The organism is Streptomyces sp. NPDC096205 (genome assembly GCF_044763135.1).
In the GTDB taxonomy this organism is placed as follows: domain Bacteria; phylum Actinomycetota; class Actinomycetes; order Streptomycetales; family Streptomycetaceae; genus Streptomyces.
Map to the genome: position 1 here is coordinate 1,000,399 of NZ_JBIWFS010000002.1, position 26,553 is coordinate 1,026,951.

Sequence of the window (26,553 nt, forward strand, 5' to 3'; positions counted from 1 at the left end):
CTCCTCACCCCGACTGCGCCGTAGGCCCCTCGCAGCAGATCAGCAGCAGGGCCCGGTCGTCGTTGACGTCCTTCGCGACGGCCTCGATCAGATGCCAGGCGGCACCGCGGAAACCGGCGGCGACATAGCGGTCGGCCTCACCCGTCAGCCGGTCGATGCCCTCGACGATGTCGCGGTCGGAGGTCTCCACCAGGCCGTCGGTGAACAGCATCAGCACGTCCCCGGGGCGCAGCACGCCCTTCACCGGGTCGAACTGGGCGCCGTCGTACACGCCGAGCAGCGGTCCCTCGGCGGCCTTCTCCTCCCAGCGGCCGCTGCCCGCGCTGAGCTGGAGGCCGGGCGGATGTCCGGCGGAGTACAGCTCGTAGTCGCCGGAGTCGAGGTCGAGCACCAGATGGATGGAGGTCGCGAAGCCCTCCTCCCAGTCCTGGCGGAGGAGGTAGCCGTTGGCTGCGGGGAGGAAGGCGTGCGGGGGCAGGCTGCCGAGCAGTCCGCCGAAGGCGCCGGACAGCAGCAGGGCGCGGGAGCCCGCGTCCATGCCCTTGCCGGAGACGTCGGTGAGGACGACCTCCAGGGTGCGCCCGCCGTTGGTGCGGGCCGCGACAACGAAGTCACCGGAGAACGACTGGCCCCCCGCGGGGCGCAGCGCCATCTCGTGGTGCCAGCCCCGTGGCAGCTTGGGCAGCCGGCTCTGGGTGCGGATGCGTTCGCGCAGGTCGAACAGCATGGTGCCGCCGCGCCGCCAGGGCACGCCGACCCGGCTGCGGAACTGGGCGATCAGCAGTCCGAAGAACCCGCAGGCGGCGACCACCAGCACGACGCCCGGGGTGACCCGGGAGCTGCCCTGGGTGTAGGGCCCGAGCTGCACCGACTCCACGATCAGCGCGGTGGCCGCGGCCGCGTACAGCCCGAGCAGGCTCGCCGGGCGCAGCAGCAGGCCGCCCGCGACGATCGGCAGGACCAGCGCGGCCGGGGAGCACCACATCGGGTTGGCGAGGGTGGTGGCCGCGATCAGCGGGACGGTGAGCAGCAGTCCGGCCAGCGCGACCCAGTCGGAGCCGTCGCCGCGGAAGTAGTCGACGGCGCTTCTGCGCAGGCCGACGCGGACCCGGTGCCACTGCATCCGCACCCGGGCCGGGAACGTCTCGGCGGCGGTGCGCCGCGCTCGTCCTGCTGCCATTAGTCCGGGACCCTATCCACCCGACCGGCCGCATGGCACGGGAGGTCCCACTTGTCCCCCGTCCGAGGCCGGACTCCGCCGTCGTCGACAGTGAACTGCACGGGCGCCGGGCCCGCCCCGGGCACGGAGAAATTGGCTGGCTCGTCCCGCATTGCACTGGTAGGGATGGCGCATGGCGACTGATGAGGCGGGCACGGGCCCGGTGATACGGGAACTGCGGCCAAAGGACTGGGGTCCGTGGTACGACAACCTGATCCGGGCGTTCGGCGCGGTGCCGGAGCCCGCCGAGGAGCGGGAGCTGTGGGACGCGCTGACCGAGCCGACCCGCTCGCTGGGCGTCTGGGACGGGACGGACTGCGTGGGCACGGCCGGGGCGTTCTCGTTCCGGCTGACGGTGCCGGGCGGCGCGTCGGTGCCGACGGCGGGCATCACGATGGTGAGCGTGGCGGCGACGCACCGCCGGCGCGGGCTGCTGACGGCGATGATGCGCCGGCAGCTGGACGACATCCGCTCCTGGGGCGAGCCGCTCGCCGTGCTGACGGCCTCCGAGCCGGACATCTACGGCCGGTTCGGGTACGCCGCGGGCACCTTCGGGCTCAGCGCCGAGATCGACACCCGTCGCGTACGGCTGACCGTGCCGCCCGGCACCGATGACGTACGGCTGCGGTACGCGGCGCCGGCCGAGGTCCTCGATGTGTGCGAGGCGGTGTACGCGCGGCGGGTGCCGGGGCGTCCCGGGATGCTCGCCCGGCAGCCGGGCTGGGAGCGGCTGGGGGTGCTGGACCCGGAGGAGAGCCGGGACGGCGGCTCTCCGTTGCAGTGCGTGGTCGCCGAGCGGGGCGGGGAGGTCACCGGGTACGCCCGGTTCCGTACGAAGCTGGGCTGGGGCCCGTCCGGGCACGACGGCACGGTCACCCTGGTGGATCTGGAGGGCACGGACCCGGCCACGGAGGCCGCGCTGTGGCGGTTCCTGTTCGAGATCGACCTGATGACGAGGCTGGTGGTGCGGGGCCGGCCGGCCGACGAGGCGTGGCAGTTCCAGGTGTCCGACATCCGCCGGTGCCGGCTTCAGCTGCGGGACGCGCTGTACGTGCGTCTCGTGGACGTCGGCGCGGCGCTCGCAGCGCGGACCTATCAGGCCCCGGTGGACGTGGTGTTCGAGGTGGAGGACGCCTTCTGCCCCTGGAACACGGGCCGTTGGCGGCTGTCCGGCGACGCCAAGGGCGCGGTCTGCGAGCCTACGACGGACGCGGCCGATCTCGCCCTGACCGTACGGGAGTTGGGCGCCGCCTACCTGGGCGGGGTGAGTCTCACGGCACTGGGCGCGGCCGGACGGGTGCGCGAGCTGCGCGAGGGGGCGCTCGCGGAGGCCGCGGTGGGGTTCGGCTCACCGGTGGCCCCGTGGCTGCCGCACGGGTTCTGAGCCGTCAGGAGGCCTGACAGCCGGGGCACCAGAAGAGGTTGCGGGCGGCGAGATCGGCGGTGCGGATCTCGCCGCCACAGATGTGACAGGGCAGGTTCGCCCTGCGATAGACGTACACCTCTCCGCCGTGGTCGTCGACCCTGGGCGGGCGGCCCATCGCCTCCGGGGTGTGCTCGGGCCTGACGGTGTCGATGCGGTTGTCGCGCACGCCCTGGCGCATCAGGGCGACGAGGTCGGCCCAGATCGCGTCCCACTCGGCGGGGGTGATGTCGCGGCCCGCGCGGTAGGGGTCGATGCCGTGCCGGAAGAGGACCTCGGCGCGGTAGACGTTGCCGACGCCGGCGATCACCTTCTGGTCCATGAGCAGCGCGGCGATCGTGGTCCGGCTGCGGGAGATCCGCCGGTACGCGGCTGCCGGGTCGGCGTCCGCGCGCAGCGGGTCGGGGCCGAGCCGGTCGTGTATCGCGCTCTTCTCGCCGTCGGTGATCAGCGCGCAGGTGGTGGGCCCGCGCAGATCGACGTACGAGGTGCTGTTCGCCAGCCGCAGCCGGACGGTGTCCGTGGGCGGGGGCGCCGGGACGTCGCCGAAGGCCACCTTGCCGAAGAGGCCGAGGTGGATGTGCACCCAGGACTCGGCGAAGCCCAGGAAGAGGTGCTTGCCGTGGGCGTCGGCGGTGTGCAGGACGCCGCCGTCGAGGAGGGCGGCGGCGTCGCTGAACTTGCCCTGGGGGCTGGTCACACGCGGGGCGGTGCCGGAGAAGGCGGCGGCGTAGTCCTTCGCCAGCCGGTGAATCGTGTGCCCTTCCGGCACGGTGCCCTGCCCTTCCTTACGGCTGCTGCGGGTGGTGCGCCGGGATCGGGGGCAGCTCGCCCGTGGTCTCGTACGCCGAGAGCATGTCGATGCGGCGGATGTGGCGCTCGTCCTGGGAGAACGGCGTGTTCAGGAAGGTCTCGACGAACTTCGTCGCCTCCTCCTGGGTGTGCATGCGCGCACCCACCGCGACGACGTTGGCGTTGTTGTGCTGGCGGCCGAGGGACGCCGTCTCCTCGCTCCAGGCGAGGGCCGCACGGACACCCTTGACCTTGTTGGCGGCGATCTGCTCGCCGTTGCCGGAGCCGCCGATCACGATGCCGAGGGCGTCCGGGTCCGCGGCGGTGCGCTCCGCGGCACGGAGGCAGAAGGGCGGGTAGTCGTCCTGGGCGTCGTAGATGTGGGGGCCGCAGTCGACGGGCTCATGGCCGGCCGCCTTCAGCCACTCGACGAGGTGGTTCTTGAGTTCGAAGCCCGCATGGTCCGATCCGAGATACACGCGCATGGGAGGAGTGTGTCATGCGCGGGCGGGTAACGGCGGAGCGGGTCGCCGCGGACAGGAGCGGGGCCCAATCGTGTGACCCAGACTACAGAACCTCAGGAAAACCTCAAGTAACGATATGGATTCAAAGGTTCACGAATCCCGTCACCTCCGTTTCACTGGACCGACTCGTGAGCCAGTCCCCCAACTGCACGAGAGAACCGCTCCCCCGGCGCAAAGGAAATCCATCCAATGACCTCGCAGCCGAACCCGACGAAATCCGCGAACGGCGACCCCGGACCCGGACTCCACGCGGGTCTCAAGAACCGCCATCTGTCGATGATCGCCATCGGTGGCGTGATCGGCGCCGGCCTGTTCGTCGGCTCCAGCTCCGGCATCGCGACCGCGGGCCCCGGCATCCTCCTGTCGTACGCGCTGGTCGGCACGCTCGTGGTGCTGGTCATGCGGATGCTCGGTGAGATGTCCGCGGCCAACCCCACCTCGGGTTCCTTCTCCGCGCACGCCGACCGGGCGCTCGGCCGCTGGGCCGGCTTCTCCATCGGCTGGCTGTACTGGTTCTTCTGGGTCGTCGTGCTCGCGGTCGAGGCGACCGCCGGTGCCGCGATCCTGGAGGGCTGGATCCCCGCCGTCCCGCAGTGGGCGTGGGCGCTGATCGTGATGTTCGTGCTGACCGCCACCAACCTGGTGTCCGTCGGCTCCTACGGCGAGTTCGAGTTCTGGTTCGCCGGGATCAAGGTCGTCGCCATCGCCGCGTTCATCGTCGTCGGCGGACTCGCCGTCTTCGGTGTACTTCCTGGGGTCGACAGCGACAAGGCCGCACTGTCCAACCTCACGGACCACGGCGGCTTCCTGCCGCACGGGCCGGGCGCCATCCTGACCGGTGTGCTGCTCGTCGTCTTCTCCTTCATGGGCAGCGAGATCGCGACCCTGGCCGCCGGTGAGTCGGAGGACCCGCAGCGCGCGGTCACCAAGTCCACCAACAGCATCATCTGGCGTATCGCCGTCTTCTACCTGGGCTCGATCCTGGTCGTCGTCACGCTGCTGCCGTGGAACGACCCCTCCATCAAGGAGCAGGGCTCCTACGTCGCCGCGCTGGACTCCCTCGGCATCCCGCACGCCGGCCAGGTCATGAACTTCATCGTGCTGACCTCGGTGCTGTCCTGTCTGAACTCCGGCCTGTACACCGCCTCCCGTATGGCCTTCTCGCTCGGCCGGCGCGGTGACGCGCCCAAGGCGTTCGCGCGGACCACGGCCAACGGTGTGCCGCGGGCGGCGATCCTGGTCTCCGTGGTGTTCGGCTTCGTCGCGGTGTTCTTCAACTACAAGTTCCCGGACTCCGTCTTCCTCTTCCTGCTCAACTCCTCCGGTGCGGTCGCGCTGTTCGTGTGGCTGGTCATCTGCTTCTCGCAGCTGCGCATGCGGAAGATCATCCAGGCCGAGGCGCCGGAGAAGCTCGTCGTGAAGATGTGGCTGTACCCGTACCTGACCTGGGCGGCGGCCGCGCTGATCGTCTTCGTCCTCGGCTACATGCTCACCGACACCGAGCACGACGGCCGCGAGACCGTGCTGCTCTCGCTGCTGGTGGCCGCGGTGGTGCTGGTGATCGCCCTGGTCCGGCAGAAGCTGGGCGCCGGCCGCCCGGCCGTCGCCGACGAGCCCTCGGCCGAGCCGCTGGACAAGGTCACGACCGGCTGATCCCCGTGAACTCGTGAGAAGGCCCCGCGGCCGCGCTGCCGCGGGGCCTTCTTCCGTTCGTACACCTGACGAGTCCTGCGTATACCTGACGAGTCCTGTCAGGTTATGCGGGCACGATCGGCCGCATGGAACGCATCGACAGCATCGACGGCCAAGGGGAACCGCTCGTGCTCCGCCCCGGCGACGACGGTTACGAGGCGGAACTCGCCGGATTCCAGACCGGGTTCGCCCAGCGCCCCGACGCCGTGTTCGCCGCCGCCTCGGCCTCCGACGTGGCCGCCGCCGTGCGGTACGCCGCCCGGCGCGGGCTTCCGGTCCGGGTGCAGGCGACCGGCCACGGGCTGCCCGGCGCGCGCGAGGGCGGCGTCCTCGTCACGACCCGGCGCATGAAGGGCGTGACCGTCGACCCCGCCGCCCGTACGGCCCGGATCGAGGCGGGGGTCCGCTGGGGCGAGGTCGTGACCGCCGCGGCACCGCACGGGCTGGCCCCGCTGAACGGCTCGGCGCCCTCGGTCGGGGCCGTGTCCTACACCCTCGGCGGCGGACTGGGCATCCTGGCGCGGCAGTTCGGGTACGCGGCCGACCATGTGCAGGCCCTGGAGGTCGTCACCGGCGACGGCGAACCGCGCCGGGTGACCCAGGAGTCCGAGGTGTACTGGGGCCTGCTCGGCGGCGGGCACGCGCTGGGGATCGTCACCGCGCTGGAGACCGGCCTGGTCCCGGTCGACCGGCTCTACGGCGGCTCGCTCGCCTTCGACGGAGGCGAGGTCGGACCGGCCGAGGTGCTGCGGGCGTACGAGGCCTGGACGCGGACCGTGCCGGACGGGCTGACCTCGTCCTTCGCGGCCGTACCGTATCCGGACGTCCCGGCGCTGCCGGAGCGGTTGCGCGGGCGGTACGTGCTGTCGGTGCGGGTCGCGTACACCGGGGCCGACGGGGAGCGGATCGTGGCGCCGCTGCGGAAGCTCGGGCCGGTGCTCGCGGACTCGCTGCGGGAGATGCCGTACGCCGAGAGCCACACCATCCACAGCGACCCGGACTTCCCGCACACCTATTACGGGGACAGCGCGGTGCTCAGCGAGCTGGACGTGGAGCGGGCTGCCGAGGTGCTGCGGCTGACCGGGCCCGGCGCGCCGCTGATGGGCGTCGTCCAGGTCAACCACCTCGGCGGGGCGCTGTCCCGGCCGGCGCCGAACGCGGTGCCGCACCGCGAGGGTCGCTTTCTCGTGCGGCTGCTGGCGATGGGCGGCCGGGAGGAGGCCCGCGCGATGCTGGACCCGGCCTTCGCGCTGCTCGCCCCCGGGACGATCGGCCGCAGCGTCAACTTCGCCTTCGGGGCGGGCGACCGGAGCGAGGGGCTGTTCGACGCCCGGACACGCGAGAGGCTCGCCGGTCTGAAGTCGGTGTACGACCCGGCGAGCCTCTTCGGGGAGCGGTGGGGGCTCGGAAGCTGAGCGCCCCCGGCCTCAGCGCTTGATCAGCTTCCAGGCGGTGGGCAGCAGGCCCATCGCCAGGGCGGCCTTGAGGGCGTCGCCGATGAGGAACGGCGTCATGCCCGCGGCGATCGCGGCCGAGGCGGACATGTCCAGGGACAGGGCCAGGTAGGGCACGCCGACGGCGTAGATGATCGCCTCGCCGAGCAGCATCGCGCCGGCCGTGCGCAGCATGGTGCGGTCGGCGCCGCGGCGGGCCAGCGCGCCCACGACGGTGGAGGCGAGGATCATGCCGAGGATGTAGCCGAGGGTCGGGGCGGCGGCGCCGGAGTGGCCATCGGCGAACCACGGCACACCGGCGATGCCGGCCAGCGCGTACAGCGCGAGGGACAGGAAGCCGCGGCCCGCGCCGAGGGCCGTGCCGACGAGCAGCACGGCGAAGGTCTGGCCGGTCACCGGAACCGGAGTACCGGGGACGGGCACCGAGAGCTGGGCCGCGAGGCCGGTGAGCGCGGCGCCGCCGACGACGAGCGCGATGTCGCGGACGCGGGAGGCGGGGATCAGGTCGGCGAGGACCTGCCCGTGGCGGGCGGGGGCGACGGCAGCGGTGCTCATGGGGACTCCGCGGAGGTTGGGGGCACTTCGGGACAACGGCGACGCTATCCCAGAGCATCTCGGCCGATCACCGTCAGTAGTCGACAAACGCCCGAACACGGACTTGGTGGGCTCCCGACAAAGGAGCAGGCCCCGCGTGATGCCGGTCACTGAGGCAGCGGCGATCCGGTCACACGGTCCTTCTGTGGGGTCCCACCAAACAGGGCGAGGCGCCCTGGTCGTACCCGGCGGGCAGCGCCTACCCTTGGCGGTCATGCTCGCCCAGGCCCGGAACCTCACGTCGCGTCGCCATGTCGACCTGCGCCGCCAGGCCACGGCCACCTGTCGCCGCCCTGCCGGGTGAGGCGACCGCGCCTTTGCGTCTTTGTGCCTCACCCGGTTCACGGCTCAGCGTCGGACCGGCCCCTGAGGAACCGTCATGCCCCGCACCGCGATACGCACCCTCCCCTCCCCCGTGCCCCGTGCCGCCGACAGCGACCGGCGGCGCACCAGCGCCAGCGTCGTCCTGCGGTCCGTGCTGGAGCACGGGCCGGTGGCACGCAGCACCGTCGCCCGGCTGACCGGTCTTTCGCCGGCGTCGGTGACCGAGCACTGCGCCCGGCTCGCCGGCCTGGGCCTGCTCCGTGAGGCGGTCGCGCCCCGGCGGCCGGGCGGGGTGGGCCGGCCGCATGTGCCGGTCGACCTGGACGTGGCGCGGTGGGTGGTGGGCGGGGTGCACATCGCCGTGCCGTACACCACCGTCGCGCTGCTGGACCTGCGCGGCCGGGTGCTGGCCGAGCGGCGGCTGAGGCACGAGAGCACCGAGCCGTCGCGGGTGCTGGCGCGGGCCGCGTCGGCGCTGGCGGCGCTCCTCCTCGGAATGCCGGACCGCCGGCCCCTCGGTGTCGGGGTGGCCGTCGGCGGCTGGGTGGACCGGCAGGCGGGCACGGTCGTGGAGCATCCGCTGCTGGGCTGGCGCGAGGTGCCGGTGCGGGAGCGGCTGACCGCGCTGACGGGGCTGCCGGTGCGGGTGGACGGGCACGCGCGGGCGCTGGTCGACGGGGAGCGGCTGTTCGGGCGGGCGCGCGGCAGCCGCAGTCTGCTGCATCTGTTCGCCGGCAATGTGGTGGACGCGGCGTTCGCCACGCACGACGAGGTGCACCACGGGCCGCGCTCACAGTCCGGCGCGATCGCCCATCTGCCGCTGCCCGGCGGCACCGAGCCCTGCGACTGCGGCCGGACGGGCTGCCTGCAGGCCGAGTTGAGCGAGCGGACGCTGTGCCGCAGGGCGCGTGCGGCGGGCGTGACCGACGGGGCGGACCCGCTGCATGTGCTCGAGGCCGCGCGGGACGGGGACCCGGTGGCCGTGCGGCTGCTGCTGGAGCGGGCCCGGCTGGTGGGGCGGGCGGCCGGGCTGCTGCTCGACGTGGTCAATCCGGAGACGGTCGTCGTCACCGAGCTCGGCGTGATGCACCGCGAGGACTGCATGGCGGCCCTGCGCGAGGAGGTCGGTCCGCTGCGCGCGGCGGATGTGCATCCGACGAGTTTCCTGGATTCCGTGCTGGCCGTCGCGGGCGGCTCGGTGGTTCTCGACGCGTTCTACCGGGACCCGCTGGGCGTGTCACCTGGAGCGAATTAATTCAGAAACTCCGAATGTTGACAGGCGTCGAGGAAAGCAAGGAACATCCTGGTCATGAGCGTTCGCCTGCACTGTAGTGCCTCTTGTTGCTGACACGTTGCCCCGTGTGAAGCGCTCATTTCCTGTTGCGTGAATTTCCCTTTCCGGGCGTCCTCGCCCGTCATTCCTCCTGCCTTTATCGCTCTGTGCGTCAGGGAGTCCCGCCATGTCCTCTCCACCCCTCGCCGGCGTCGACCGCCGTCTCTTCCTCACCTCCCTGCTCGGTGCCGCCGCCGGTGTCGCCGGGCTCAGCGGCTGCGCCGAGAGCAGCGCCGCGACCGGTACGGGCCTGAAGATCGCCTCGTTCCAGAACTCCCAGCAGCTCCAGTTCAAGCTGGCCGGCCTCGGCGAGCTGCCGTTCGAGGTGTCGAGCTGGGTCAACGTCAGCGCCGGCCCCGACGTCATCAACGCCTTCCGGGCCAAGTCCCTGGACCTGGCCAACAACGCGGGCATCCCGCCGATCCAGGCGCACTACCAGGGCTTCGACGCGAAGATCGTCGCGATCAACATCACCCGTAAGCCCAACTACGTCTTCGCCACCAAGCCCGGCAGCGACATCCGCACGGTCGCCGGCTTCAAGGGCCGCAGACTCGCCTTCTCGCAGGGCCAGGCCCAGGGCGTCGTCCTCCTGCGGGCCCTGAAGCAGGCCGGTCTCGCCTACGACGAGGTGGAGCTGGTCCCGCTGACCAGCAACCAGTTCCTCACCGCCCTGCAGTCGGGCCAGGTGGACATCGCCCCGCTCGGCAACACCCAGTCGCCCGCCTATCTCGCGCAGTACGGGTCCAAGGGGGCCCGGGTCATCACCACCGACGTGGTCGACCTGCTGAACCTGCTGTGGGCGCCGACGAGCGTCCTGAAGGACCGGGCGAAGGCCGACGCGGTCGCCGCGTACATCCCGTACTGGGCGAAGGGCGCGGTGTGGGCGTACGAACACCCCGACGTCTGGAACGAGGAGTTCTACGTCAAGACGCAGAACCTGACACTCCAGCAGGCGCAGGGCATCAGCAAGCTCGCCAACAAGCCGTACTTCCCGCCGAGTTGGGCCGAGGCGATCCGCTGGGAGCAGGAGACCGCCGATCTGCTGGCCGAGGGCGGCTTCGTGAAGGAGTTCGACGTGGCCTCGCTCTTCGACCACCGCTTCGAGGGCATCGCGGCGCGGTCCGTGCCGGCGGAGTACCGGAGGTGAGCGCCGTGACGACCACCACGACCTCGACGCCCACGCCCGTCGTCGCCGAGGCGCCGCCGAAGGCCCGCGGGAAGCGCCGCAGCCTCTCCCCCGGCAGGCGGCTGCCCGCCACCCGGCTGATCGGTCCCGCCCTGCTGCTCGCGCTGTGGGCTGCGGCCTCCGCCGCGGGGCGGCTCGACCCCGGCGCGATCCCGGCGCCCTGGACGGTGCTGGAGACCGGCGCCCGGCTGTGGACCGACGGCACCCTGCCCGACGACATCCTCACCTCGCTGCGCAGGGCCGGCTCCGGCTTCGCGATCGGTCTGGCCGCCGGAGTCGCCCTGGCGCTGGCGTCGGGGCTGAGCCGGGTCGGGGAGGCGCTGATCGACGGCACGGTGAACCTCAACCGGGCGATCCCCACCCTCGGTCTGATTCCGCTGTTCATCCTCTGGCTGGGCATCGGCGAGACCTTCAAGACCGCCATCATCGCGATCGTCGTCTACATCCCCATCTACCTCAACACGCATGCCGCGCTGTCCGGCATCGACAGCCGGTTCGTCGAACTCGCCGAGGTGCAGGGGCTGTCCCGGTGGGCGTTCGTCCGGCAGATCGTCGTGCCCGGCGCGCTGCCCGGGTTCTTCGTGGGACTCCGGCTCGGTGTGACCGGCTCCTGGCTGGGCCTGGTGGTGCTGGAGCAGATCAACGCCACCAGCGGGCTCGGCTACATGATGTTCCAGGCCCAGAACTACGGCCAGTCGGACGTCATCCTCGTCGGCCTGGTCGTCTACGGCGTCTTCGGCCTGATCTCCGACAGCACGGTCCGTCTCATCGAACGGAGGGTGCTGTCATGGCGCCGCACACTGAGCAACTGACCCGGCCCGCGGTGCGGCTGCGCGGCCTGACCCGGTCCTTCGACGGGCGTACCGTCCTCGACGGCATCGACCTGGACCTCCCGCCCGGCCAGTTCACCGCCCTGCTCGGGCACAGCGGCTCCGGCAAGTCCACGCTGCTGCGGGCCGTGGCGGGCCTGGACCACGAGGTGACCGGCAGTGGGGAGCTGACCGCGCCGGAGCGGATCTCGGTGGTGTTCCAGGACTCGCGGCTGCTGCCCTGGCGCCGTGTGCTGGACAACGTACTGCTGGGCACGGACGGCGTGGACAAGGGGCGCGCGGCGCTGGCGGAGGTCGGGCTGAAGGGGCGCGAGCGGGCCTGGCCGAACGAGCTGTCCGGGGGTGAGGCCCAGCGGGCCGCGCTCGCCCGGTCGCTGGTGCGCGAGCCCGAACTGCTCCTCGCCGACGAGCCGTTCGGGGCGCTCGACGCGCTCACCCGGATCCGGATGCACGGCCTGCTGCGGGAGCTGTGGGAGCGCCACCGGCCCTCGGTGCTGCTGGTCACCCATGACGTGGACGAGGCGATCGTGCTCGCCGACCGCGTCCTGGTGCTGGAGCACGGCCGGATCGGCCTCGACCTGACCATCGACCGCCCGCACCCGCGGTCGTACCGCGATCCACGGCTCGGCGAGTACCGGGAGCGGCTGCTGGCCGCCCTGGGTGTGACGGAGGACCACGCATGACCAGACAATTGCACCTCAACGCGTTCCTGATGAACACCGGGCACCACGAGGCGTCCTGGCGGCTGCCGGAGAGCGATCCGTACGCGCATGTGGATCTGGCCCACTACGTGCGCCTCGCGCGGATCGCCGAGCGTGGCACCTTCGACTCGCTGTTCCTCGCGGACGGGCCGCATCTGTGGGGCAGCGTGGCCCAGCGGCCGGCCGGGGCGCTGGAGCCGCTGACGCTGCTGACCGCGCTGGCGACGGCCACCGAGCACATCGGCCTGATCGCGACCGCGTCCACGTCCTACAACTCGCCCTACAACCTGGCCCGCAGGTTCGCCTCGCTGGACATCGTCAGCGGTGGCCGGGCCGGCTGGAACATCGTCACCACCGCGGGCGCCGAGGCCGCCCGCAACTTCGGCCTGGACGCCGAACCCGCGCACGCCGAACGGTACGCGCGTGCCGCCGAGTTCCTCGATGTGGCGCTGAAGCTGTGGGACAGCTGGGAGGACGACGCGATCGTCGCCGACAAGGCGGCCGGCGTGTGGGGCGACGACTCCCGCATCCATCCGCCCCGCCACAAGGGCACGTACTTCAGCGTCGAGGGCGCCCTCAATGTGCCGCGCTCACCGCAGGGTTACCCGCTGCTGGTGCAGGCCGGTTCCTCGGAGGACGGCAAGGACTTCGCCGCCCGGTACGCGGAGGCGGTGTTCACCGCGCAGCAGACCCTCCAGGACGCGCAGGCCTTCTACGCCGACCTCAAGTCCCGCACGGCGGCGGCCGGCCGCGACCCCGACCACGTCAAGGTGCTGCCCGGCATCGTCCCGGTGCTCGGCTCCACCGAGGCCGAGGCGCGGGAGAAGGAGCAGGAGCTGGAGGACCACATCGTGCACACGCACGGCGTGGCCAACCTGGAGCGGCTGCTCCAGCTGCCCGCGGGAAGCCTGGACCTGGACGGCCCGCTGCCCGCCGACCTGCCCCCGGACACCGCGATCGAGGGGGCCCGCAGCCGCTACACGCTGATCGTGGAGCTGGCCCGGCGCGAGCGGCTCACCGTACGGCGGCTCATCGGCCGGCTCGGCGGCGGGCGCGGCCACTTCACCCTGGCGGGCACCCCCGAGCAGATCGCCGACACCATCGAGACCTGGTTCACCCAGGGTGCCGCCGACGGCTTCAACATCATGCCCGCCGTCCTGCCGTCCGGCCTGGACGCCTTCGTCGACCACGTCGTGCCACTGCTGCGCGCCCGCGGCCTGCTGCGCACCGACTACGGCCCCCGCCGCACCCTGCGCGAACGCTACGGCCTGCCCCGCCCCGCCAACCAGCACACCCTCGCCACCGCCCTGGCCTGAAAGGACGCATCCCCATGAGCATCGACATCCGCAAGGTCACCGCGACGATCGGCGCCGAGGTCACCGGCGTCGACATCGCCAAGCCTCTCGACGAGGAGACGGTCGCCGCGCTGCGGGAGGCCCTCAACGTCCACAAGGCGCTGGTGTTCGACGCGACCGGTCTGGACGACGAGGGCCAGCAGGCCTTCGCCCGGCACTTCGGCGAGCTGACCACCGCGCATCCGACCGTTCCGGCGGTGGAGGGCGCGCCGAACGTGCTGCCGGTCGACAGCGAGGGCGGCCGTGCCGCCAACCACTGGCACACGGACGTCACCTTCGTCCTCAACCCGCCCCAGGCGAGCACCCTGCGCAGCCTGACGATCCCGCCGTACGGCGGCGAGACGCTGATCGCGAACGCGGCCGCCGCCTACCGGAACCTGCCCGAGCCGCTGCGGCGGCTGGCCGACGGGCTGTGGGCCGAGCACACCAACGACTACGACTACGCCGTGCCCACGGAGGAGATCGACGAGGAGCAGGCCGCCCGGCGCGCCCAGTTCACGTCGATCACGTACCGCACCGCGCACCCCGTGGTGCGGGTGCACCCGCTCACCGGTGAGCGCGGCCTGTTCATCGGCGGGTTCGCGCAGCGGATCGTGGGCCTGTCGGCGGCCGAGTCCCGCACGATCCTCGAGCTGCTCCAGGCGTACGTCGTCCGGCCGGAGAACATCCTTCGGCACCGCTGGTCGCCGGACCAGCTGGTGCTGTTCGACAACCGGATCACCCAGCACTACGCCGTCGACAACTACGACGGCCTGCCGCGGCGGCTGCACCGGGTGACGGTCGCCGGGGATGTGCCGGTGGGGATCGACGGCAAGGAGAGCTGGTCGATCGAGGGCGACGCGGCGCACTACACGACCGTCGCCGCCGAGTAACCGGACCGGCACCGTCCGCGCAGGGCGCGTCCGGATAGTGGGCGGCCTCCCCCGCTGGGCGGGGAGGCCGCCCAGACTGTGGACGTTTTTCCCGTGCCTGCTGTCTCATGTATTGGACGATCCGCTCCATGCCCAGCACCACCCCCGCCGAGGCACCGCCGCAGGCGGACGCCCCGGCCACGCTGTCCCACGGCCTGAAGCAGCGCCATCTGTCGATGATCGCCCTCGGCGGCGTGATCGGCGCCGGCCTGTTCGTCGGCTCCAAGGCGGGCATCGCCGCCGCGGGCCCCTCGATCGTCCTCGCCTACACGCTGTCCGGCCTGCTGGTCATGCTGGTGATGCGGATGCTGGGCGAGATGTCGGCCGCGTACCCCTCCTCCGGCTCCTTCTCCGCGCACGCCGAGCGCGCCTTCGGGCCGTGGGCGGGCTTCACCGCGGGCTGGTCGTTCTGGGTGCTGCTGTGCACGGCGGTCGGCCTGGAGGGCATCGGCGCCGCGCAGATCGTCACGGGCTGGCTGCCGGGAACGCCGGAGTGGGCGTGGGTCGCGCTGTTCATGGTGGTGTTCTGCGGGGCGAACCTGGCCGCGGTGAAGAACTTCGGCGAGTTCGAGTTCTGGTTCGCCGCGCTGAAGGTCGGCGCGATCAGCCTGTTCCTGGTGCTGGGCGTGCTCGCCGTGCTCGGTGTGCTGCCCGGCACGGACTCCCCCGGCGCCACGAACCTCACCGACTTCCTCCCCGGCGGCGGGGAGGGCCTGATCATCGGCCTGCTCGCGTCCGTCTTCGCGTACGGCGGTCTGGAGACGGTCACCATCGCCGCGGCCGAGTCGGCCGACCCGGTCAAGGGCGTGGCGAGCGCGGTGCGCACCGCGATGTGGCGCATCGGCCTGTTCTACATCGGCTCGATGGCGGTCGTGGTCACGCTCGTGCCCTGGGACTCCAAGGCCATCGCCGAGCACGGCCCCTACGTCGCCGCGCTGGACACCCTCGGCATCCCGGGCGCGGGCCAGCTGATGAACGTCGTCGTGCTGGTCGCCCTGCTGTCCGCGATGAACGCCAACATCTACGGCTCCTCGCGCATCGCCTACTCCCTCGTGCAGCGCGGCCAGGGGCCGAAGGCGCTGGCGAAGGTGTCCGGCGGGGTGCCCCGGATCGCGGTGCTGGCGTCCTGCTTCTTCGGGTTCGTCTGCGTGGCCCTCAACTACTGGCGGCCCGACGACGTCTTCTCCTGGCTGCTGAACATGATCGGCGGCGTGATCCTGGTCGTCTGGTTCTTCATCGCCGCCTCCCAGCTGAAGCTGCGCCGCCGGCTGGAGCGCGAGGCGCCGGAGAAGCTGGTCGTGCGCATGTGGGCGTTCCCGGTGCTGACGTGGGTCGCGCTGGCGGGCATGGTGGTCATCTTCGTGCTGATGGCCCGTGAGCCCGACACGCGCGTCCAGCTGTACTCGACCGGGGGCATGACCCTGGCGCTGGCGGCGGCCGGCTACGCCTGGCAGAAGGCGCGCGCCAGGGACTGACCCGATCCGCTCGGCCGGAAAGCCCCCGTGTGATCCACACGGGGGCTTTTTGCTGCTAGCTTGTTATTGCGAACTACTTGCAATAAGAGGTCGGAGGGGACCTTCATGCCCGTCTACACGCTGCCTGACCTGCCGTACGACTACTCCGCGCTCGCGCCCGTGATCAGCCCGGAGATCATCGAGCTGCACCACGACAAGCACCACGCGGCCTATGTGAAGGGCGCCAACGACACGTTGGAGCAGCTCGCCGAGGCCCGGGACAAGGAGCGGTGGGCGGCGCTGAACGGGCTGGAGAAGAGCCTGGCCTTCCATCTGTCCGGCCACATCCTGCACTCGATCTACTGGCAGAACATGACCGGCGAGGGCGGCGGCGAGCCGCTGGCCGTGGACGGCGTGGGCGAATTGGCCGACGCCATCGCCGAGTCCTTCGGCTCCTTCGCCGCGTTCAAGGCCCAGCTGTCCAAGGCCGCCGCGACCACCCAGGGCTCCGGCTGGGGCGTGCTGGCGTACGAGCCGCTGAGCGGGCGGCTGATCGTCGAGCAGGTCTACGACCACCAGGGCAACGTCGGCCAGGGCTCGACGCCGATCCTGGTCTTCGACGCCTGGGAGCACGCCTTCTACCTCCAGTACCGCAACCAGAAGGTCGACTTCGTCGAGGCCATGTGGCAGGTCGTCAACTGGCAGGACGTGGCCCGGCGGTACGCGGCGGCCAAGTCCCGCACGGATGTGCTGCTGCTGGCGCCCTGAGCGTCCGAGACGTCCTGCTCGTGATCGTCTTCTCACCGCTGATCGGGCAGGCGCATGAAAAAAGGGGAGGCCCCGCGCGAGGACGTGACTCGCGCGGGGCCTCCCTGTGCCGTTGGTCAGAGGTTGCTGAAGTCGGGGCCCTTGGTGCGGGTCCTCTTGATCTCGTAGAAGCCCGGCACCGAGGCCACCGCCAGGGTGCCGTCCCACAGGCGGGCCGCCTCCTCGCCCTTGGGGGCCGGGGTGACGACCGGGCCGAAGAAGGCGATCTGCTCGCCGTCCGGGCCGGGTACGGCGATGACCGGGGTGCCGACGTCCTGGCCGACCTTCTCGATGCCCTCCTTGTGGGAGGCGCGCAGCTCGGCGTCGAACTCGAAGTCCTTCTGCTCGGCGTACTCGATGAGGTCGGCGGGCAGGCCCACGTCCGCCAGGGCGGCGGCGATGGCCTCCAGGGTCGGGCCCTCGCCGTTGTTGTGGAAGCGGGTGCCGAGCGCGGTGTAGAGGGGGCCGAGGACGGCGTCGCCGTGCTTCTGCCAGGCCGCGGTGACCACGCGCACCGGCTTCCAGGCCTTGGTGGCGAGCATGTCGCGGTATTCCTCGGGCAGTTCGTCCAGCCGGTTCTCGTTGAGGACGGCGAGGCTCATGACATGCCAGCGGACCTCGATCTCGCGGACCTTCTCCACCTCCAGCACCCAGCGCGAGGTCATCCACGCCCACGGGCACAGCGGGTCGAACCAGAAGTCGACGGGGGTCTTGTCCGACATGTCTCTCCTCGAAAAGGGGTTGCTTCACCGGTCAACGACAGGGGAACGTCCGTGCTCGCCCCGCCCATTCCCTGCTGTGCCTTGTCAGGTGCACATGGCAGGATCGGCCCTGTTCAGCATTCGAGACGCCCTGAGGGAGAATCGCCCGTGCCCGGTGAGAATCTGTCCCGCGACGAGGCCCGGGAGCGGGCCGCACTGCTGTCCGTCGACGGTTACGACGTGTCACTCGATCTGCGTTCGGCGATCGGCGAGCACAGCGGGGACGGGCCGCGGACCTTCCGGTCCGTGACCACGATCCGGTTCCGCTGCGCCGAGCCGGGCGCGAGCAGCTTCGCGGATCTTCTCGCGCCGGGTGTGACGGCGGTCTCCCTCAACGGCCGTGATCTGGACCCGGGCGAGGTGTTCGACGGCTCGCGGATCCTGCTGGAGGACCTGGCCGCCGACAACGAGCTGGTCGTGGACGCGCAATGCGCCTACTCGCGCACCGGTGAGGGCATGCACCGCTTCGTCGACCCCGAGGACGGCGAGGTGTATCTGTACACGCAGTACGAGCCGGCCGACTCCCGCCGGGTGTTCGCGAACTTCGAGCAGCCCGACCTCAAGGCCCCCTTCCGCTTCGAGGTGCGTGCGCCCGAGGGCTGGACGGTGTGGAGCAACGGGGAGGGCCGGCAGGCGGACGGGGTCTGGCGGTTCGCGGAGACCAAGCCGATCTCGACGTACATCACGTGTGTGGTGGCGGGTCCGTACCACTATGTGACGGATTCGTACACGCGGACCCTCGACGACGGTACGACGCTTCAGATCCCGCTCGGCGCGATGTGCCGCAAGGGGCTCGCGCCGCACTTCGACGCGGACGACGTGTTCCTGGTGACCAAGCAGGGCCTGGACTTCTTCCACGAGCACTTCGACTACCCGTATCCGTTCGGGAAGTACGACCAGGCGTTCGTGCCGGAGTACAACCTGGGCGCGATGGAGAACCCGGGTCTGGTGACCTTCCGCGAGGAGTACATCTTCCGCGGCAAGGTGACGCAGGCGTCGTACGAGGCGCGGGCGAACGTCATTCTGCACGAGATGGCGCACATGTGGTTCGGCGACCTGGTCACCATGGTGTGGTGGGACGACCTGTGGCTGAAGGAGTCCTTCGCGGACTTCATGGGCACCTTCGCGAACGTCGGCGCGACCCGCTTCGAGAACGCCTGGATCACCTTCGCCAACCGCCGCAAGGCCTGGGCCTACCGCGCCGACCAGCTGCCCTCCACGCACCCCATCACGGCCGACATCCGTGACCTCCAGGACGCCAAGCTCAACTTCGACGGCATCACGTACGCCAAGGGCGCCTCGGTGCTCAAGCAGCTGGTGGCGTACGTCGGGCAGGACGCGTTCCTGGAGGGCGCGCGGCGCTACTTCAAGCGGCACGCGTACGGCAACACGCGCCTGGGCGACCTGCTGTCGGTGCTGGAGGAGACCAGCGGGCGGGACATGGGCGCGTGGGCGCGGGCCTGGCTGCAGACGGCGGGGGTCAACTCGCTGACGCCGCAGGTGCTGCTGACGGCCGAGGGCCGGATCGACGAGCTGGCCGTGCTCCAGGAGGCGCCCGAGTCGCACCCGGAGCTGCGGCCGCACCGGGTCGCGATCGGCCTGTACCGGCGTATCGAGAAGGACGGGCTGCCGTCGCTGGAGCGCTACGCGCGTGCCGAGGCGGACGTCGACGGTCCGCGCACGGTCGTGGCGGAGCTGGCGGGTGCCGTGGCGCCGGATCTGGTGCTGGTCAACGACGACGACCTGACGTACTGCAAGACGCGTTTCGACGAGACGTCGCTGGCGGCGCTGCGGCGGAGCCTCGGCTGGATGCCGGACCCGCTGGCGCGTGCGCAGTGCTGGTCGGCGCTGTGGAACATGACGCGGGACGCGCTGCTGCCGGCGCGGGAGTTCATCGACCTGGTGCTGAAGTTCGCGGGCCAGGAGACCGACATCGGTGTGCTGCAGATGCTGCACGCGTGGGCGGAGTCGGCGGCGGTGCACTACACGGCGCCCGAGCACCGCGAGGAGACCGGGCGGAAGCTGTGCCAGGGCGCGTCCGTGCAGTTGTACGGCGCCGAGGCGGGCAGTGAGCACCAGCTGGCGTGGGCGCGGTTCTTCGCGCGGGTCGCGGATGTGCCGGCCGCCTTCGAGCTGCTGACCTCGCTGCTGGACGGCACGCTGACGCTGCCGGGGCTGGACGTCGACCAGGAGCTTCGGTGGGCGTTCATGGAGTCGCTGGCGGTGCACGAGGTGGTCGGCGAGAAGGAGCTGGCGGCGGAACTCGCGCGGGACGACACGGCCTCGGGCAAACGGCATCAGGTGCGCTGTCTGGCCTCGCGTCCGCAGGCGGCGGTCAAGGCGCAGGCGTGGGCGCAGGTCGTGGAGTCGGACGAGCTGTCCAACGCGCTGGTGGAGGCGACGATCGCGGGGTTCGCGCAGTCGTCGCAGCGGGAGCTGACGGCGCCGTACGTGGAGAAGTACTTCGCGGTGATCGAGCGGGTGTGGGCCGAGCGGTCGATCCAGATCGGCATGGATGTGGTGCGGGGCCTGTTCCCGTCGCTCCAGGACTCTGCCGAGACGTTGACGGCTGCGGACGCGTGGCTGGCGTCGCACGAGGGGGCGGCTCCTGCGCTGCGGAGGCTTGTGCTGGAGGCCCGGGACGACCTGGCGCGGGCGTTGCGGGGGCAGGCTTGTGACGCGGGGGTCGCGGGCTGACTGCCGCTGGGGCCTGTCGACGGGTGGGGCGGCGCTGTCCGCTGTGCCCACCCGTTCCGCCCTGCGGAACGACTGCCCACAGCGGTGGGGGCGACCGCCCACAGCGGAGCGGGGCGGAGCCGAGCGGGGCGGAGCCGAGCGGGGCGGGGCGGCGCGGCGCGGTGCAGGGCGGAGCCGAGCGAGGCGGTGCGGAGGGGTGCGGGGCGGAGCAGGGCGGAGCGGCGCAGGGCGGAGCGGCGCGGTGCAGGGCGGAGCGGCGCGGCGCGGTGCAGGGCGGAGCCGAGCGAGGCGGTGCGGAGGGGTGCGGGGCGGAGCAGGGCGGAGCCGAGCGAGGCGGCGCGGAGGGGTGCGGGGCGGAGCAGGGCGGAGCCGAGCGAGGCGGCGCGGAGGGGTGCGGGGCGGAGCAGGGCGGGGCGGTGCGGAGCATGGCGGGGTGGGGCGGGTGGTCGGCGCGTTGCCTGAATGGCGTATCGCCTCTCGGCATCCGAACACGCGTACTTTAGTGCGGGGTTGTCCAGGTTTGTCGACGGGTCTGTAACAGCGGTTAGGGGGCGGCGCGGGGGTGGGAATCCCCGGGTCATGAACCACAACACCCCGCTCTCCCCCCGCCCCCTCCGCCACCTCTCCGAGCTGCACCGGCGGGTGCTGACCGCCGCGCAGCTGCGCTCCCACGGCGTCACGGCCGCGGAGGTGAGCGAGCAGTGCCGCCCGGGTGGCCCGTGGCAGCAGATCCTCCCGGGCGTGTTCCTGCTCCACCCCGGCCCGCCCACCAGCGAGGAGCGGCTGCACGCGGTGCTGCTGTACGCGGCGCGCGAGACCCCGTCGTCGACCGGGGTGCCGGTGCAGCCCGGCGCGGACGAGCCGCACCGCCCCGGCTACACCGAGGCGATGATCACCGGCCTGGCGGCGCTGACCCTGCACGGGTTCTCCGCCTCGCCGCCGCTGCTGTCGCTGGAGCGGATCGACGTACTCGTGCCGCGGCTGCGCCGGCTGCGTTCGACGGGCTGCGTGACCATCGTGCGCACCCCGGACATGCCCACCCCGGGCCAGGTCACCGGTCTGCCGGTGGCGCCGGTGCCGCGGGCGCTGGCCGACGCGGTGGCTCAGCTGTCGGACGCGGGCGTGGTGCGGCGGCTGCTGACGGAGGCGGTGCGCGCCGGGCACTGCGAGGCGGCGTCGGTGGTGCGCGAGCTGAACCGGGCCAGGCTGCTCGCCCTCCCGCACGTGGTGGACGCGGTGGACTCGCTGCTGGCCGAGGGCCGGGCCATCGCGGAGGACCGGCTGTACCGGATGGTGCGCGAGCACGGCCTGCCCGACCCGGTGTGGAACGTCGACCTGCGCCTGCCGGGCGGGCCGCACCTGGGCGGGGTGGACGCCTACTGGCCGGAGCAGGCGGTGGCGGTGGAGCTGGACACCCGCGCTCCCCGTCAGGACGACGACGCCCTGTGGTCGGAGTACGCCCGCAAGCGCGAGCACCTGGAGCGGCTCGGCATCACCGTCGTCCACATCACGCCCCGCAAGCTGCGCGACGCGATGGACCAGCAGGCCACCGTCGTCCGTACGGCCCTGATGGCCTCGGGCGACCGCGACCCGGCCGCGTATGTCGTGGTGCTGCCCCGGTAGACGCCGCCGGGGATCGCATCAGGAGGGGAGAGGAGGGGCCGCCGGGTCACACCGGGCGGCCCCTCCTCGTGTTCAGCGGTCCCCGCAGAACTCCGCCTCGACCACTGCCGCGTTGTCGCCCGACCAGTCGCCGTTGAAGTTGAAGGCGAGCGAGTGGCGGGCGTCGGGGGTGGTGACCGCTTCGGAGGTGGAGCCGTGGATGCCGCCGCCGTGGCCCCAGACGTGGACGCCGCAGCCGAGTTCGCGGTCGATGAGGCCGAGGCCGTAGCGGGCGCCGGGGATGTCACCGGCCTTGACGGTGGTCTTCATCGCCTTCAGCTGCGTGGGAGGCAGGAGGCGTCCGCCGAGGAGGGCCCGGTAGAAGCGGCCGAGGTCGGCGGAGTCGGAGATCATCTCGCCGGCCGAGGAGGCGAGGGAGGGGTTGAGTTCGGTGACGTCGTACGTCGGTCCGGTCGGCTCCTCGGCCAGCTTGCCGTACGCGCGGCTGCTGGGCCGCGTGACGGTGACCCGGGTGCCGGGGACGGATGTGGCCCTCAGATGCAGGGGCCCGATGATCCGGTCGCGGATCTCGGTGCCGTACGGGCGGCCGGTCACCTGCTCGATCACCATGCCGGCCAGCACGTAGTTGGTGTTGGAGTAGCTCCAGTCGGTGCCGGGCGCGAAGTCGGGCCGGTGCTTCATGGCGATGGCGACGAGGCCGGCCGGCGGCAGGCTGTCGTAGCGGTGCCGGAAGAAGCCGTCCTTGAGGAAGTAGCTGCGGACGAAGTCGCTGTCCGAGGTGTAGTCGTGGACGCCGCTGGTGTGGTTGAGGAGCTGCCGCACGGTGATCTTCGTGCCGTCGTGGCCGTGGCCCCGCACCAGGCCGGGCAGCCACTTGTCGACGGAGTCGTCGAGCGACAGGCGGCCCTCGGCCTCCAGTTGGAGCAGCACGGTGGCGACGAAGGTCTTGGTGATGCTGCCGACGCGGTAGCGGTCCGCCGGGGTGCGCGGCGCGCCGGTGCGCAGGTCGCCGACGCCGGCGGTCGCCCGCCAGGTGCCGTGGGTGTCCTGGGCGGTGGCGGTGACGCCGGGGACGCCGTCGCGGACCGCGGCCCGCATCGCGTCGTGCGTCGCCCGGTGCTGCTGGACGACCTGCTGCTGCACCGCGGGTGCGGACAGGGCCGGGCCCGCCAGGGCCGCGGACAGGGCGGCGGCCGTCGCCGCGACCAGGGCCACGCGGGTCCGCCGTACTCGTGCCGTCATGTCTGTCTCCCCCTTCTCACCTGCCTGCTCGGGGCAGGCCGGGTGATGCCTGTTCGGTCGGGGGGAATAACCCGGGGCGCGCCAGGAAGGTTGCCCCGCGTCGTCCTGGTTGATCGGATTTCAGCCCTTCTTTGACGCCCGGCCCCCGGCGGGCCGTTCGCGCCACAGTCTCAGGGCGATGTCGACGAGGGCAACCCGGCGCAGGCCGGGCAGTGCGTCGAGGTCGTGCCAGGCGGCGAGATCGGTGGAGCCCCCGATCTCGGGGCGCAGTTCGCCGCCGGTGACGCGGCCCTCGTACAGGAGGCGTACGCCGTGGTGGTCGACCGCGCGGCGCAGGCCGCGGCGGGGCCGGGCGAAACGGTTGGAGTGGATGCCGAGGAGGCCGGTGACCTCGATGCGGTAGCCGGTCTCCTCGGTCACCTCCCGGCGGACGGTGTCGTACGGATCCTCGCCGTGCTCCATGCCGCCGCCGGGCAGCACCCACTCGGGGACGCCCTCGTCGTCCGCGGAGCGGGCCAGCAGAAGCTGTCCGTCGGTCACGCACACGGCGTAGGCCGCCACCCTCAATTTCCTGCGCATCCAGGGAAGTTAACGCGCCTCGGCCGGATTGGCAGGTGAGTATGCGGGCGCGGACCAGCGCAGCGGCACGGCCGCGGGTGTCTCGATCACCTCCTTCGGCGTGAAGCGGACCGTGCGTTCGCCGTCGGCGGCGATGTCGGTGCGGGCCTCTCCGGTGAGCTGGAGTGCGGTGCCGTCCGTCCAGTCCAGGAAGAGCAGGCCGGCGCGGGGGTCGGCGGTGAGGTTGCCGAGGCTGAGGAACATGGAGTTGCCCGGGTAGTCCCGCCAGGCCAGTTCGCGCGGGGAGACGACCTCGACGAAGCCGGGGTTGCCGCCGCGGTGGCTGGCGTCGGCGCCGCCCTCGTACACGCTGGCCAGGAAGAAGGTGTCGGCCCTGCTCACGAACGCCTGCTGCGCCGCGGTCAGTTCGGTGCCGTGACGGGCCGGGCCCGGGGTGCGGTCGGGCAGCAGCTCGTACGACTCTCTCTTCTGCAGGTACTTGGGGCAGTTGGCGAAGACCCGGTCGGCGTCGATCGCCAGGCCCCGCGCGGACGGGCGGGCCACGCCGTTCAGGCGCATACGGCGGCGGGTGCGCGGGTCGAGGGCGAGGGTGCCGACCGGGGTGCCGGGAGTGGTGAGGGCCGTCGCCAGGGGGTCGTCCGGGCCCGGTCCGCCCGCCACGGAGACGGCGTGCGGGCCGGTGGCCCGGACGAAGCCCGGCGGGCCGGTCAGCGGGGAGGCCCAGACCGCGCCGGTCGCCGGGTCGGCGGCGCCCGCGATCAGCAGCGGCTGGAGCTCCAGGAAGGCCGCGGCGACCGGCTTGATGCCGGGGCCGATGGAGCGGCCGACGTGGTCGGCGAGGTCGCGCACCCCCAGGCGGTCCTGGAGGGTGCGCGAACCCGCGTGGTAGACGGTCATGGTTCCTCCCCGTGGCTGCGTGTCTTTGTCGGGGTTTAGAAGAAGCCGCAGGTCGGGGCCGACTCGACCGGTGCGGGCGCCTCCTCGGCGCCGGTCGGCACGGAGATCTCCAGGCGGGTGCCGTCCGGGTCGTGGAAGAAGATGCCGCCCGAGGCGGAGCCCTCGCGGTGGGCGACCACACCGTCGTACGCGAACGCGACGCCGTACTCCTTCAGGGCCGTCTCGTACTCCCGGACCCGGTCGATGGACTCCGCCTCGAAGGCGAGGTGGTGCAGTCCGGCGCGGCCGCCGTCGAAGGGCTCGCCGGCCTGCTGCCAGAGGGTGACCAGCAGCTTCTCGCCGTCGCCGAGGAAGGCGTAGCGGCGGTCGTCCTCCTTGCCCTCGCCGAGGACGGTGAAGCCCAGGACGTCCCGGTAGAAGGCGAGCGAGCGGTCCAGGTCGGTGACGTTCAGGCCGATGTGGCCGGTGCGCAGGGTGGTGGCGGTCATGGCTGTTCCCCTTCGGCTGACGTGTGACGTTCCGGTGCCACCCGGCCGGGATGACCGAGCGACTAACCGGTGTTCATGACGTTAGTGGTTAGAATCGAGAAGTGCAACCGGTCACGTACTCTTGACCGGTTAGCGCGAAGGGAGCCCCCGAGATGACCGCCGACCCCCGCCCCCTGACCGGCGAGCCGCTCGCTCTGGATCTGCTGAACACCAACTGGATGCGCGAGGGGGTCCTTCAGGACCTGCTGACCGGCCCCGAGGGGCTCGCGGTGTGGCTCGGCGCGAACGGGCTCGACGGCCGGTTCGCCGCCGACGAGGAGACCCTGCGGCACACGCTGCGGGCCCGGGACGCGCTGCGGGCGGCGGTGGACGGCTCGCTCGCCGAGGGCGCGAACGCCGTGGACGCGGTGCTCGCGCACGGGCGCATCCGGCCTGTGCTCACCGCGGACGGGCCCGGCGAGCAGCCCGAGTTCGCCGACCCCGCCTGGGGGCCGGCCTGGCTCGCCGCCCGCAACTACCTGGAGCTGCTCACCACCGCCCCGGACCGCATCCGCGCCTGCGCGCACGAGAACTGCGTGCTGCACTTCTTCGACACCTCACGCAACGGCACCCGCCGCTGGTGCCGGATGGCGGTGTGCGGCAACCGCGCGAAGGCGTCCCGGCACTACGCGAAGGCCCGCGACGAGGACTGAGCCGGGCATGCGAAAGGGCGGACCCCCTGAGAGGGTCCGCCCTGTCCGGTCCTTCACCTGCCCGGGTCAGTCCTTGGCCCGGATCCCGCCGATGTTGATGTCCTCGCAGCTGCGCTCGATGAACTCCCCCACCGTGAAGCTCGCCTCGCGGGCGTCCTCCTCGTCCTCGGGGTGGAAGTGCTCGTACCAGTCGAGCAGCGTGTCGAAGTCGCCGCGGACGCCGTCCGGGGCGAACGCGCGGGCGTCCTCGAGGATGTGCTCCTTCTCGTGGAGCGTCAGCTCGTGGCCGCTCGCCAGGTCCAGCGGACTCGCCGCCTCGCAGAAGGACCGCTGGGCGTGGGCGTCGGCGAACTCGTCCGCCGTCGCCCACTGGTAGCCCAGGAAGCCCACGCCGAGGACGGCGACGACCGCGGCGACGCCCACCCGCAGTCCGGTGCGCCGGTTCACGTGCCCGCCTGGATCGCGTTCAGGTCGTGGGTGTCGAACTTGTAGTAGGCGGTGTCGACCGAGCTGCGCATGCAGGAGTTGTTGTCCGTGTCGTTGCTCTTCGAGCGGTGACCGAGGTCGCCGGTGTGGCCGAACTCGTGGCAGCCCATGACGAGCCACTCCCAGTCGCTGTGGTACATCGCGGTGTTGAACTGGATGGTGAAGACGTCGCAGGACGTCCACAGCGCGTTCCAGTCCTTGCAGCGGGTCTGCGCCGCCCAGTCCACGCCGGTGGTCTTGTAGTCGTGGACCTCCAGGTCACCGCCGCCCCAGGAGGTGCTGATGACACTGCGTTCGAGCTGCTGCTTGCCCCACTCCATGGCCCCCTGACCCTTCACGGTCAGGTTGAAGCCCTTGACGGCCTGGCTGCGGTTGTCCGGGTCGAACCCGCTGTCGTCGTGGCCGGCGTGGGCCGGCGAGGACAGGGAGGCCAGCAGCACTCCCGCGACAGCCAGCCAGGGCGCGCGTGTCAGACGTGGCATCTTCTCT

General features: G+C 71.9%; 26 protein-coding genes. 15 read left to right on the forward strand and 11 right to left on the reverse strand.

Annotation, left to right across the window (positions count from 1 at the left end):
* Nucleotides 1-4: 4 nt before the first annotated feature.
* Nucleotides 5-1,180 carry a PP2C family protein-serine/threonine phosphatase gene (locus ACIQ6Y_RS10970; protein ID WP_404035554.1) on the reverse strand — a complete coding sequence of 392 codons (1,176 nt, stop codon included), beginning with the start codon at nucleotides 1,178-1,180 and terminating at the stop codon, nucleotides 5-7.
* A 172-nt stretch (nucleotides 1,181-1,352) separates the two neighbouring features.
* Between ACIQ6Y_RS10970 and ACIQ6Y_RS10975 the strand changes: the two genes are divergently transcribed.
* A complete protein-coding gene (locus ACIQ6Y_RS10975; RefSeq protein ID WP_404035557.1) occupies nucleotides 1,353-2,603 on the forward strand; it encodes a GNAT family N-acetyltransferase in 1,251 nt (416 codons plus the stop codon).
* A 4-nt stretch (nucleotides 2,604-2,607) separates the two neighbouring features.
* Here the strand turns inward: ACIQ6Y_RS10975 and ACIQ6Y_RS10980 are convergent, their stop codons facing one another.
* On the reverse strand, nucleotides 2,608-3,414 hold the full coding sequence (locus ACIQ6Y_RS10980; protein ID WP_404035560.1) for an Fpg/Nei family DNA glycosylase: 807 nt from the start codon (nucleotides 3,412-3,414) through the stop codon (nucleotides 2,608-2,610).
* Nucleotides 3,415-3,430: 16 nt separating this feature from the next.
* A complete protein-coding gene (locus tag ACIQ6Y_RS10985) occupies nucleotides 3,431-3,919 on the reverse strand; it encodes a ribose-5-phosphate isomerase (protein WP_404035562.1) in 489 nt (162 codons plus the stop codon).
* 228 nt (nucleotides 3,920-4,147) lie between these two features.
* Between ACIQ6Y_RS10985 and ACIQ6Y_RS10990 the strand changes: the two genes are divergently transcribed.
* Together ACIQ6Y_RS10990 and ACIQ6Y_RS10995 are read left to right on the forward strand one after the other, a co-directional pair.
* A complete protein-coding gene (locus ACIQ6Y_RS10990; RefSeq protein ID WP_404035565.1) occupies nucleotides 4,148-5,611 on the forward strand; it encodes an amino acid permease in 1,464 nt (487 codons plus the stop codon).
* A gap of 125 nt (nucleotides 5,612-5,736) precedes the next feature.
* Nucleotides 5,737-7,065: an FAD-binding oxidoreductase gene (locus ACIQ6Y_RS10995; RefSeq protein ID WP_404035567.1), complete on the forward strand. Its 1,329-nt coding sequence runs from the start codon at nucleotides 5,737-5,739 to the stop codon at nucleotides 7,063-7,065.
* Nucleotides 7,066-7,077: 12 nt separating this feature from the next.
* Here ACIQ6Y_RS10995 and ACIQ6Y_RS11000 read toward each other — a convergent pair whose 3' ends face one another.
* The gene (locus ACIQ6Y_RS11000; protein ID WP_404035570.1) at nucleotides 7,078-7,659 is read right to left on the reverse strand and encodes a biotin transporter BioY; all 582 of its coding nucleotides are present in this window, start codon (nucleotides 7,657-7,659) and stop codon (nucleotides 7,078-7,080) included.
* Between the two features lie 253 nt (nucleotides 7,660-7,912).
* Here ACIQ6Y_RS11000 and ACIQ6Y_RS11005 point away from each other — a divergent pair, with 253 nt between their 5' ends.
* The 9 genes from ACIQ6Y_RS11005 to ACIQ6Y_RS11045 all read left to right on the forward strand — a co-directional run bounded on the left by ACIQ6Y_RS11005 (nucleotide 7,913) and on the right by ACIQ6Y_RS11045 (nucleotide 16,560).
* Nucleotides 7,913-8,002: a putative leader peptide gene (locus tag ACIQ6Y_RS11005; RefSeq protein WP_404035572.1), complete on the forward strand. Its 90-nt coding sequence runs from the start codon at nucleotides 7,913-7,915 to the stop codon at nucleotides 8,000-8,002.
* Between the two features lie 75 nt (nucleotides 8,003-8,077).
* Nucleotides 8,078-9,277 (forward strand): ROK family protein, encoded by a 1,200-nt coding sequence (locus ACIQ6Y_RS11010; protein ID WP_404035574.1) that lies wholly within the window; start codon nucleotides 8,078-8,080, stop codon nucleotides 9,275-9,277.
* A 205-nt stretch (nucleotides 9,278-9,482) separates the two neighbouring features.
* Nucleotides 9,483-10,502: an ABC transporter substrate-binding protein gene (locus ACIQ6Y_RS11015; RefSeq protein ID WP_404035577.1), complete on the forward strand. Its 1,020-nt coding sequence runs from the start codon at nucleotides 9,483-9,485 to the stop codon at nucleotides 10,500-10,502.
* Complete coding sequence (locus ACIQ6Y_RS11020) at nucleotides 10,499-11,353, forward strand: ABC transporter permease (RefSeq protein ID WP_404035580.1); 855 nt, start codon at nucleotides 10,499-10,501, stop codon at nucleotides 11,351-11,353. Before ACIQ6Y_RS11015 ends, ACIQ6Y_RS11020 begins: the two co-directional genes overlap by 4 nt.
* Complete coding sequence (locus tag ACIQ6Y_RS11025; RefSeq protein ID WP_404035582.1) at nucleotides 11,329-12,054, forward strand: ABC transporter ATP-binding protein; 726 nt, start codon at nucleotides 11,329-11,331, stop codon at nucleotides 12,052-12,054. Before ACIQ6Y_RS11020 ends, ACIQ6Y_RS11025 begins: the two co-directional genes overlap by 25 nt.
* Complete coding sequence (locus ACIQ6Y_RS11030) at nucleotides 12,051-13,388, forward strand: LLM class flavin-dependent oxidoreductase (protein ID WP_404035585.1); 1,338 nt, start codon at nucleotides 12,051-12,053, stop codon at nucleotides 13,386-13,388. Before ACIQ6Y_RS11025 ends, ACIQ6Y_RS11030 begins: the two co-directional genes overlap by 4 nt.
* A 14-nt stretch (nucleotides 13,389-13,402) precedes the next feature.
* Nucleotides 13,403-14,299 (forward strand): TauD/TfdA dioxygenase family protein, encoded by an 897-nt coding sequence (locus ACIQ6Y_RS11035; protein ID WP_404035588.1) that lies wholly within the window; start codon nucleotides 13,403-13,405, stop codon nucleotides 14,297-14,299.
* Between the two features lie 128 nt (nucleotides 14,300-14,427).
* Entirely contained in the window at nucleotides 14,428-15,813 is a 1,386-nt protein-coding gene (locus ACIQ6Y_RS11040) for an amino acid permease (RefSeq protein WP_404035590.1), read from the forward strand.
* Between the two features lie 105 nt (nucleotides 15,814-15,918).
* Complete coding sequence (locus tag ACIQ6Y_RS11045) at nucleotides 15,919-16,560, forward strand: superoxide dismutase (RefSeq protein ID WP_404035593.1); 642 nt, start codon at nucleotides 15,919-15,921, stop codon at nucleotides 16,558-16,560.
* A gap of 116 nt (nucleotides 16,561-16,676) precedes the next feature.
* Here the strand turns inward: ACIQ6Y_RS11045 and ACIQ6Y_RS11050 are convergent, their stop codons facing one another.
* Nucleotides 16,677-17,321, reverse strand: coding sequence for a DsbA family protein (locus tag ACIQ6Y_RS11050; protein ID WP_404035597.1), 645 nt, complete (start codon nucleotides 17,319-17,321; stop codon nucleotides 16,677-16,679).
* Between the two features lie 147 nt (nucleotides 17,322-17,468).
* Here ACIQ6Y_RS11050 and pepN point away from each other — a divergent pair, with 147 nt between their 5' ends.
* The gene (pepN, locus tag ACIQ6Y_RS11055) at nucleotides 17,469-20,057 is read left to right on the forward strand and encodes an aminopeptidase N (protein WP_404035599.1); all 2,589 of its coding nucleotides are present in this window, start codon (nucleotides 17,469-17,471) and stop codon (nucleotides 20,055-20,057) included.
* A 579-nt stretch (nucleotides 20,058-20,636) separates the two neighbouring features.
* Nucleotides 20,637-21,680, forward strand: coding sequence for a hypothetical protein (locus ACIQ6Y_RS11060; protein ID WP_404035602.1), 1,044 nt, complete (start codon nucleotides 20,637-20,639; stop codon nucleotides 21,678-21,680).
* A gap of 72 nt (nucleotides 21,681-21,752) precedes the next feature.
* Here the strand turns inward: ACIQ6Y_RS11060 and ACIQ6Y_RS11065 are convergent, their stop codons facing one another.
* From ACIQ6Y_RS11065 to ACIQ6Y_RS11080, 4 genes are all read right to left on the reverse strand, one after another.
* Complete coding sequence (locus ACIQ6Y_RS11065; RefSeq protein ID WP_404035605.1) at nucleotides 21,753-22,922, reverse strand: serine hydrolase domain-containing protein; 1,170 nt, start codon at nucleotides 22,920-22,922, stop codon at nucleotides 21,753-21,755.
* A 120-nt stretch (nucleotides 22,923-23,042) separates the two neighbouring features.
* Nucleotides 23,043-23,501 (reverse strand): NUDIX hydrolase, encoded by a 459-nt coding sequence (locus ACIQ6Y_RS11070; protein ID WP_404035608.1) that lies wholly within the window; start codon nucleotides 23,499-23,501, stop codon nucleotides 23,043-23,045.
* A 9-nt stretch (nucleotides 23,502-23,510) separates the two neighbouring features.
* Nucleotides 23,511-24,398 carry a pyridoxamine 5'-phosphate oxidase family protein gene (locus ACIQ6Y_RS11075; RefSeq protein WP_404035611.1) on the reverse strand — a complete coding sequence of 296 codons (888 nt, stop codon included), beginning with the start codon at nucleotides 24,396-24,398 and terminating at the stop codon, nucleotides 23,511-23,513.
* 35 nt (nucleotides 24,399-24,433) lie between these two features.
* The gene (locus ACIQ6Y_RS11080) at nucleotides 24,434-24,886 is read right to left on the reverse strand and encodes a VOC family protein (protein WP_404035614.1); all 453 of its coding nucleotides are present in this window, start codon (nucleotides 24,884-24,886) and stop codon (nucleotides 24,434-24,436) included.
* A 152-nt stretch (nucleotides 24,887-25,038) separates the two neighbouring features.
* On the opposite strand from ACIQ6Y_RS11080, the gene ACIQ6Y_RS11085 reads away from it, so the two are divergent.
* Complete coding sequence (locus tag ACIQ6Y_RS11085; protein ID WP_404035617.1) at nucleotides 25,039-25,578, forward strand: CGNR zinc finger domain-containing protein; 540 nt, start codon at nucleotides 25,039-25,041, stop codon at nucleotides 25,576-25,578.
* Between the two features lie 66 nt (nucleotides 25,579-25,644).
* Here the strand turns inward: ACIQ6Y_RS11085 and ACIQ6Y_RS11090 are convergent, their stop codons facing one another.
* Both ACIQ6Y_RS11090 and ACIQ6Y_RS11095 read right to left on the reverse strand, forming a co-directional pair.
* The gene (locus ACIQ6Y_RS11090) at nucleotides 25,645-26,025 is read right to left on the reverse strand and encodes a hypothetical protein (RefSeq protein WP_404035619.1); all 381 of its coding nucleotides are present in this window, start codon (nucleotides 26,023-26,025) and stop codon (nucleotides 25,645-25,647) included.
* A complete protein-coding gene (locus ACIQ6Y_RS11095) occupies nucleotides 26,022-26,546 on the reverse strand; it encodes a hypothetical protein (protein ID WP_404035622.1) in 525 nt (174 codons plus the stop codon). Before ACIQ6Y_RS11095 ends, ACIQ6Y_RS11090 begins: the two co-directional genes overlap by 4 nt.
* Nucleotides 26,547-26,553: the final 7 nt, after the last annotated feature.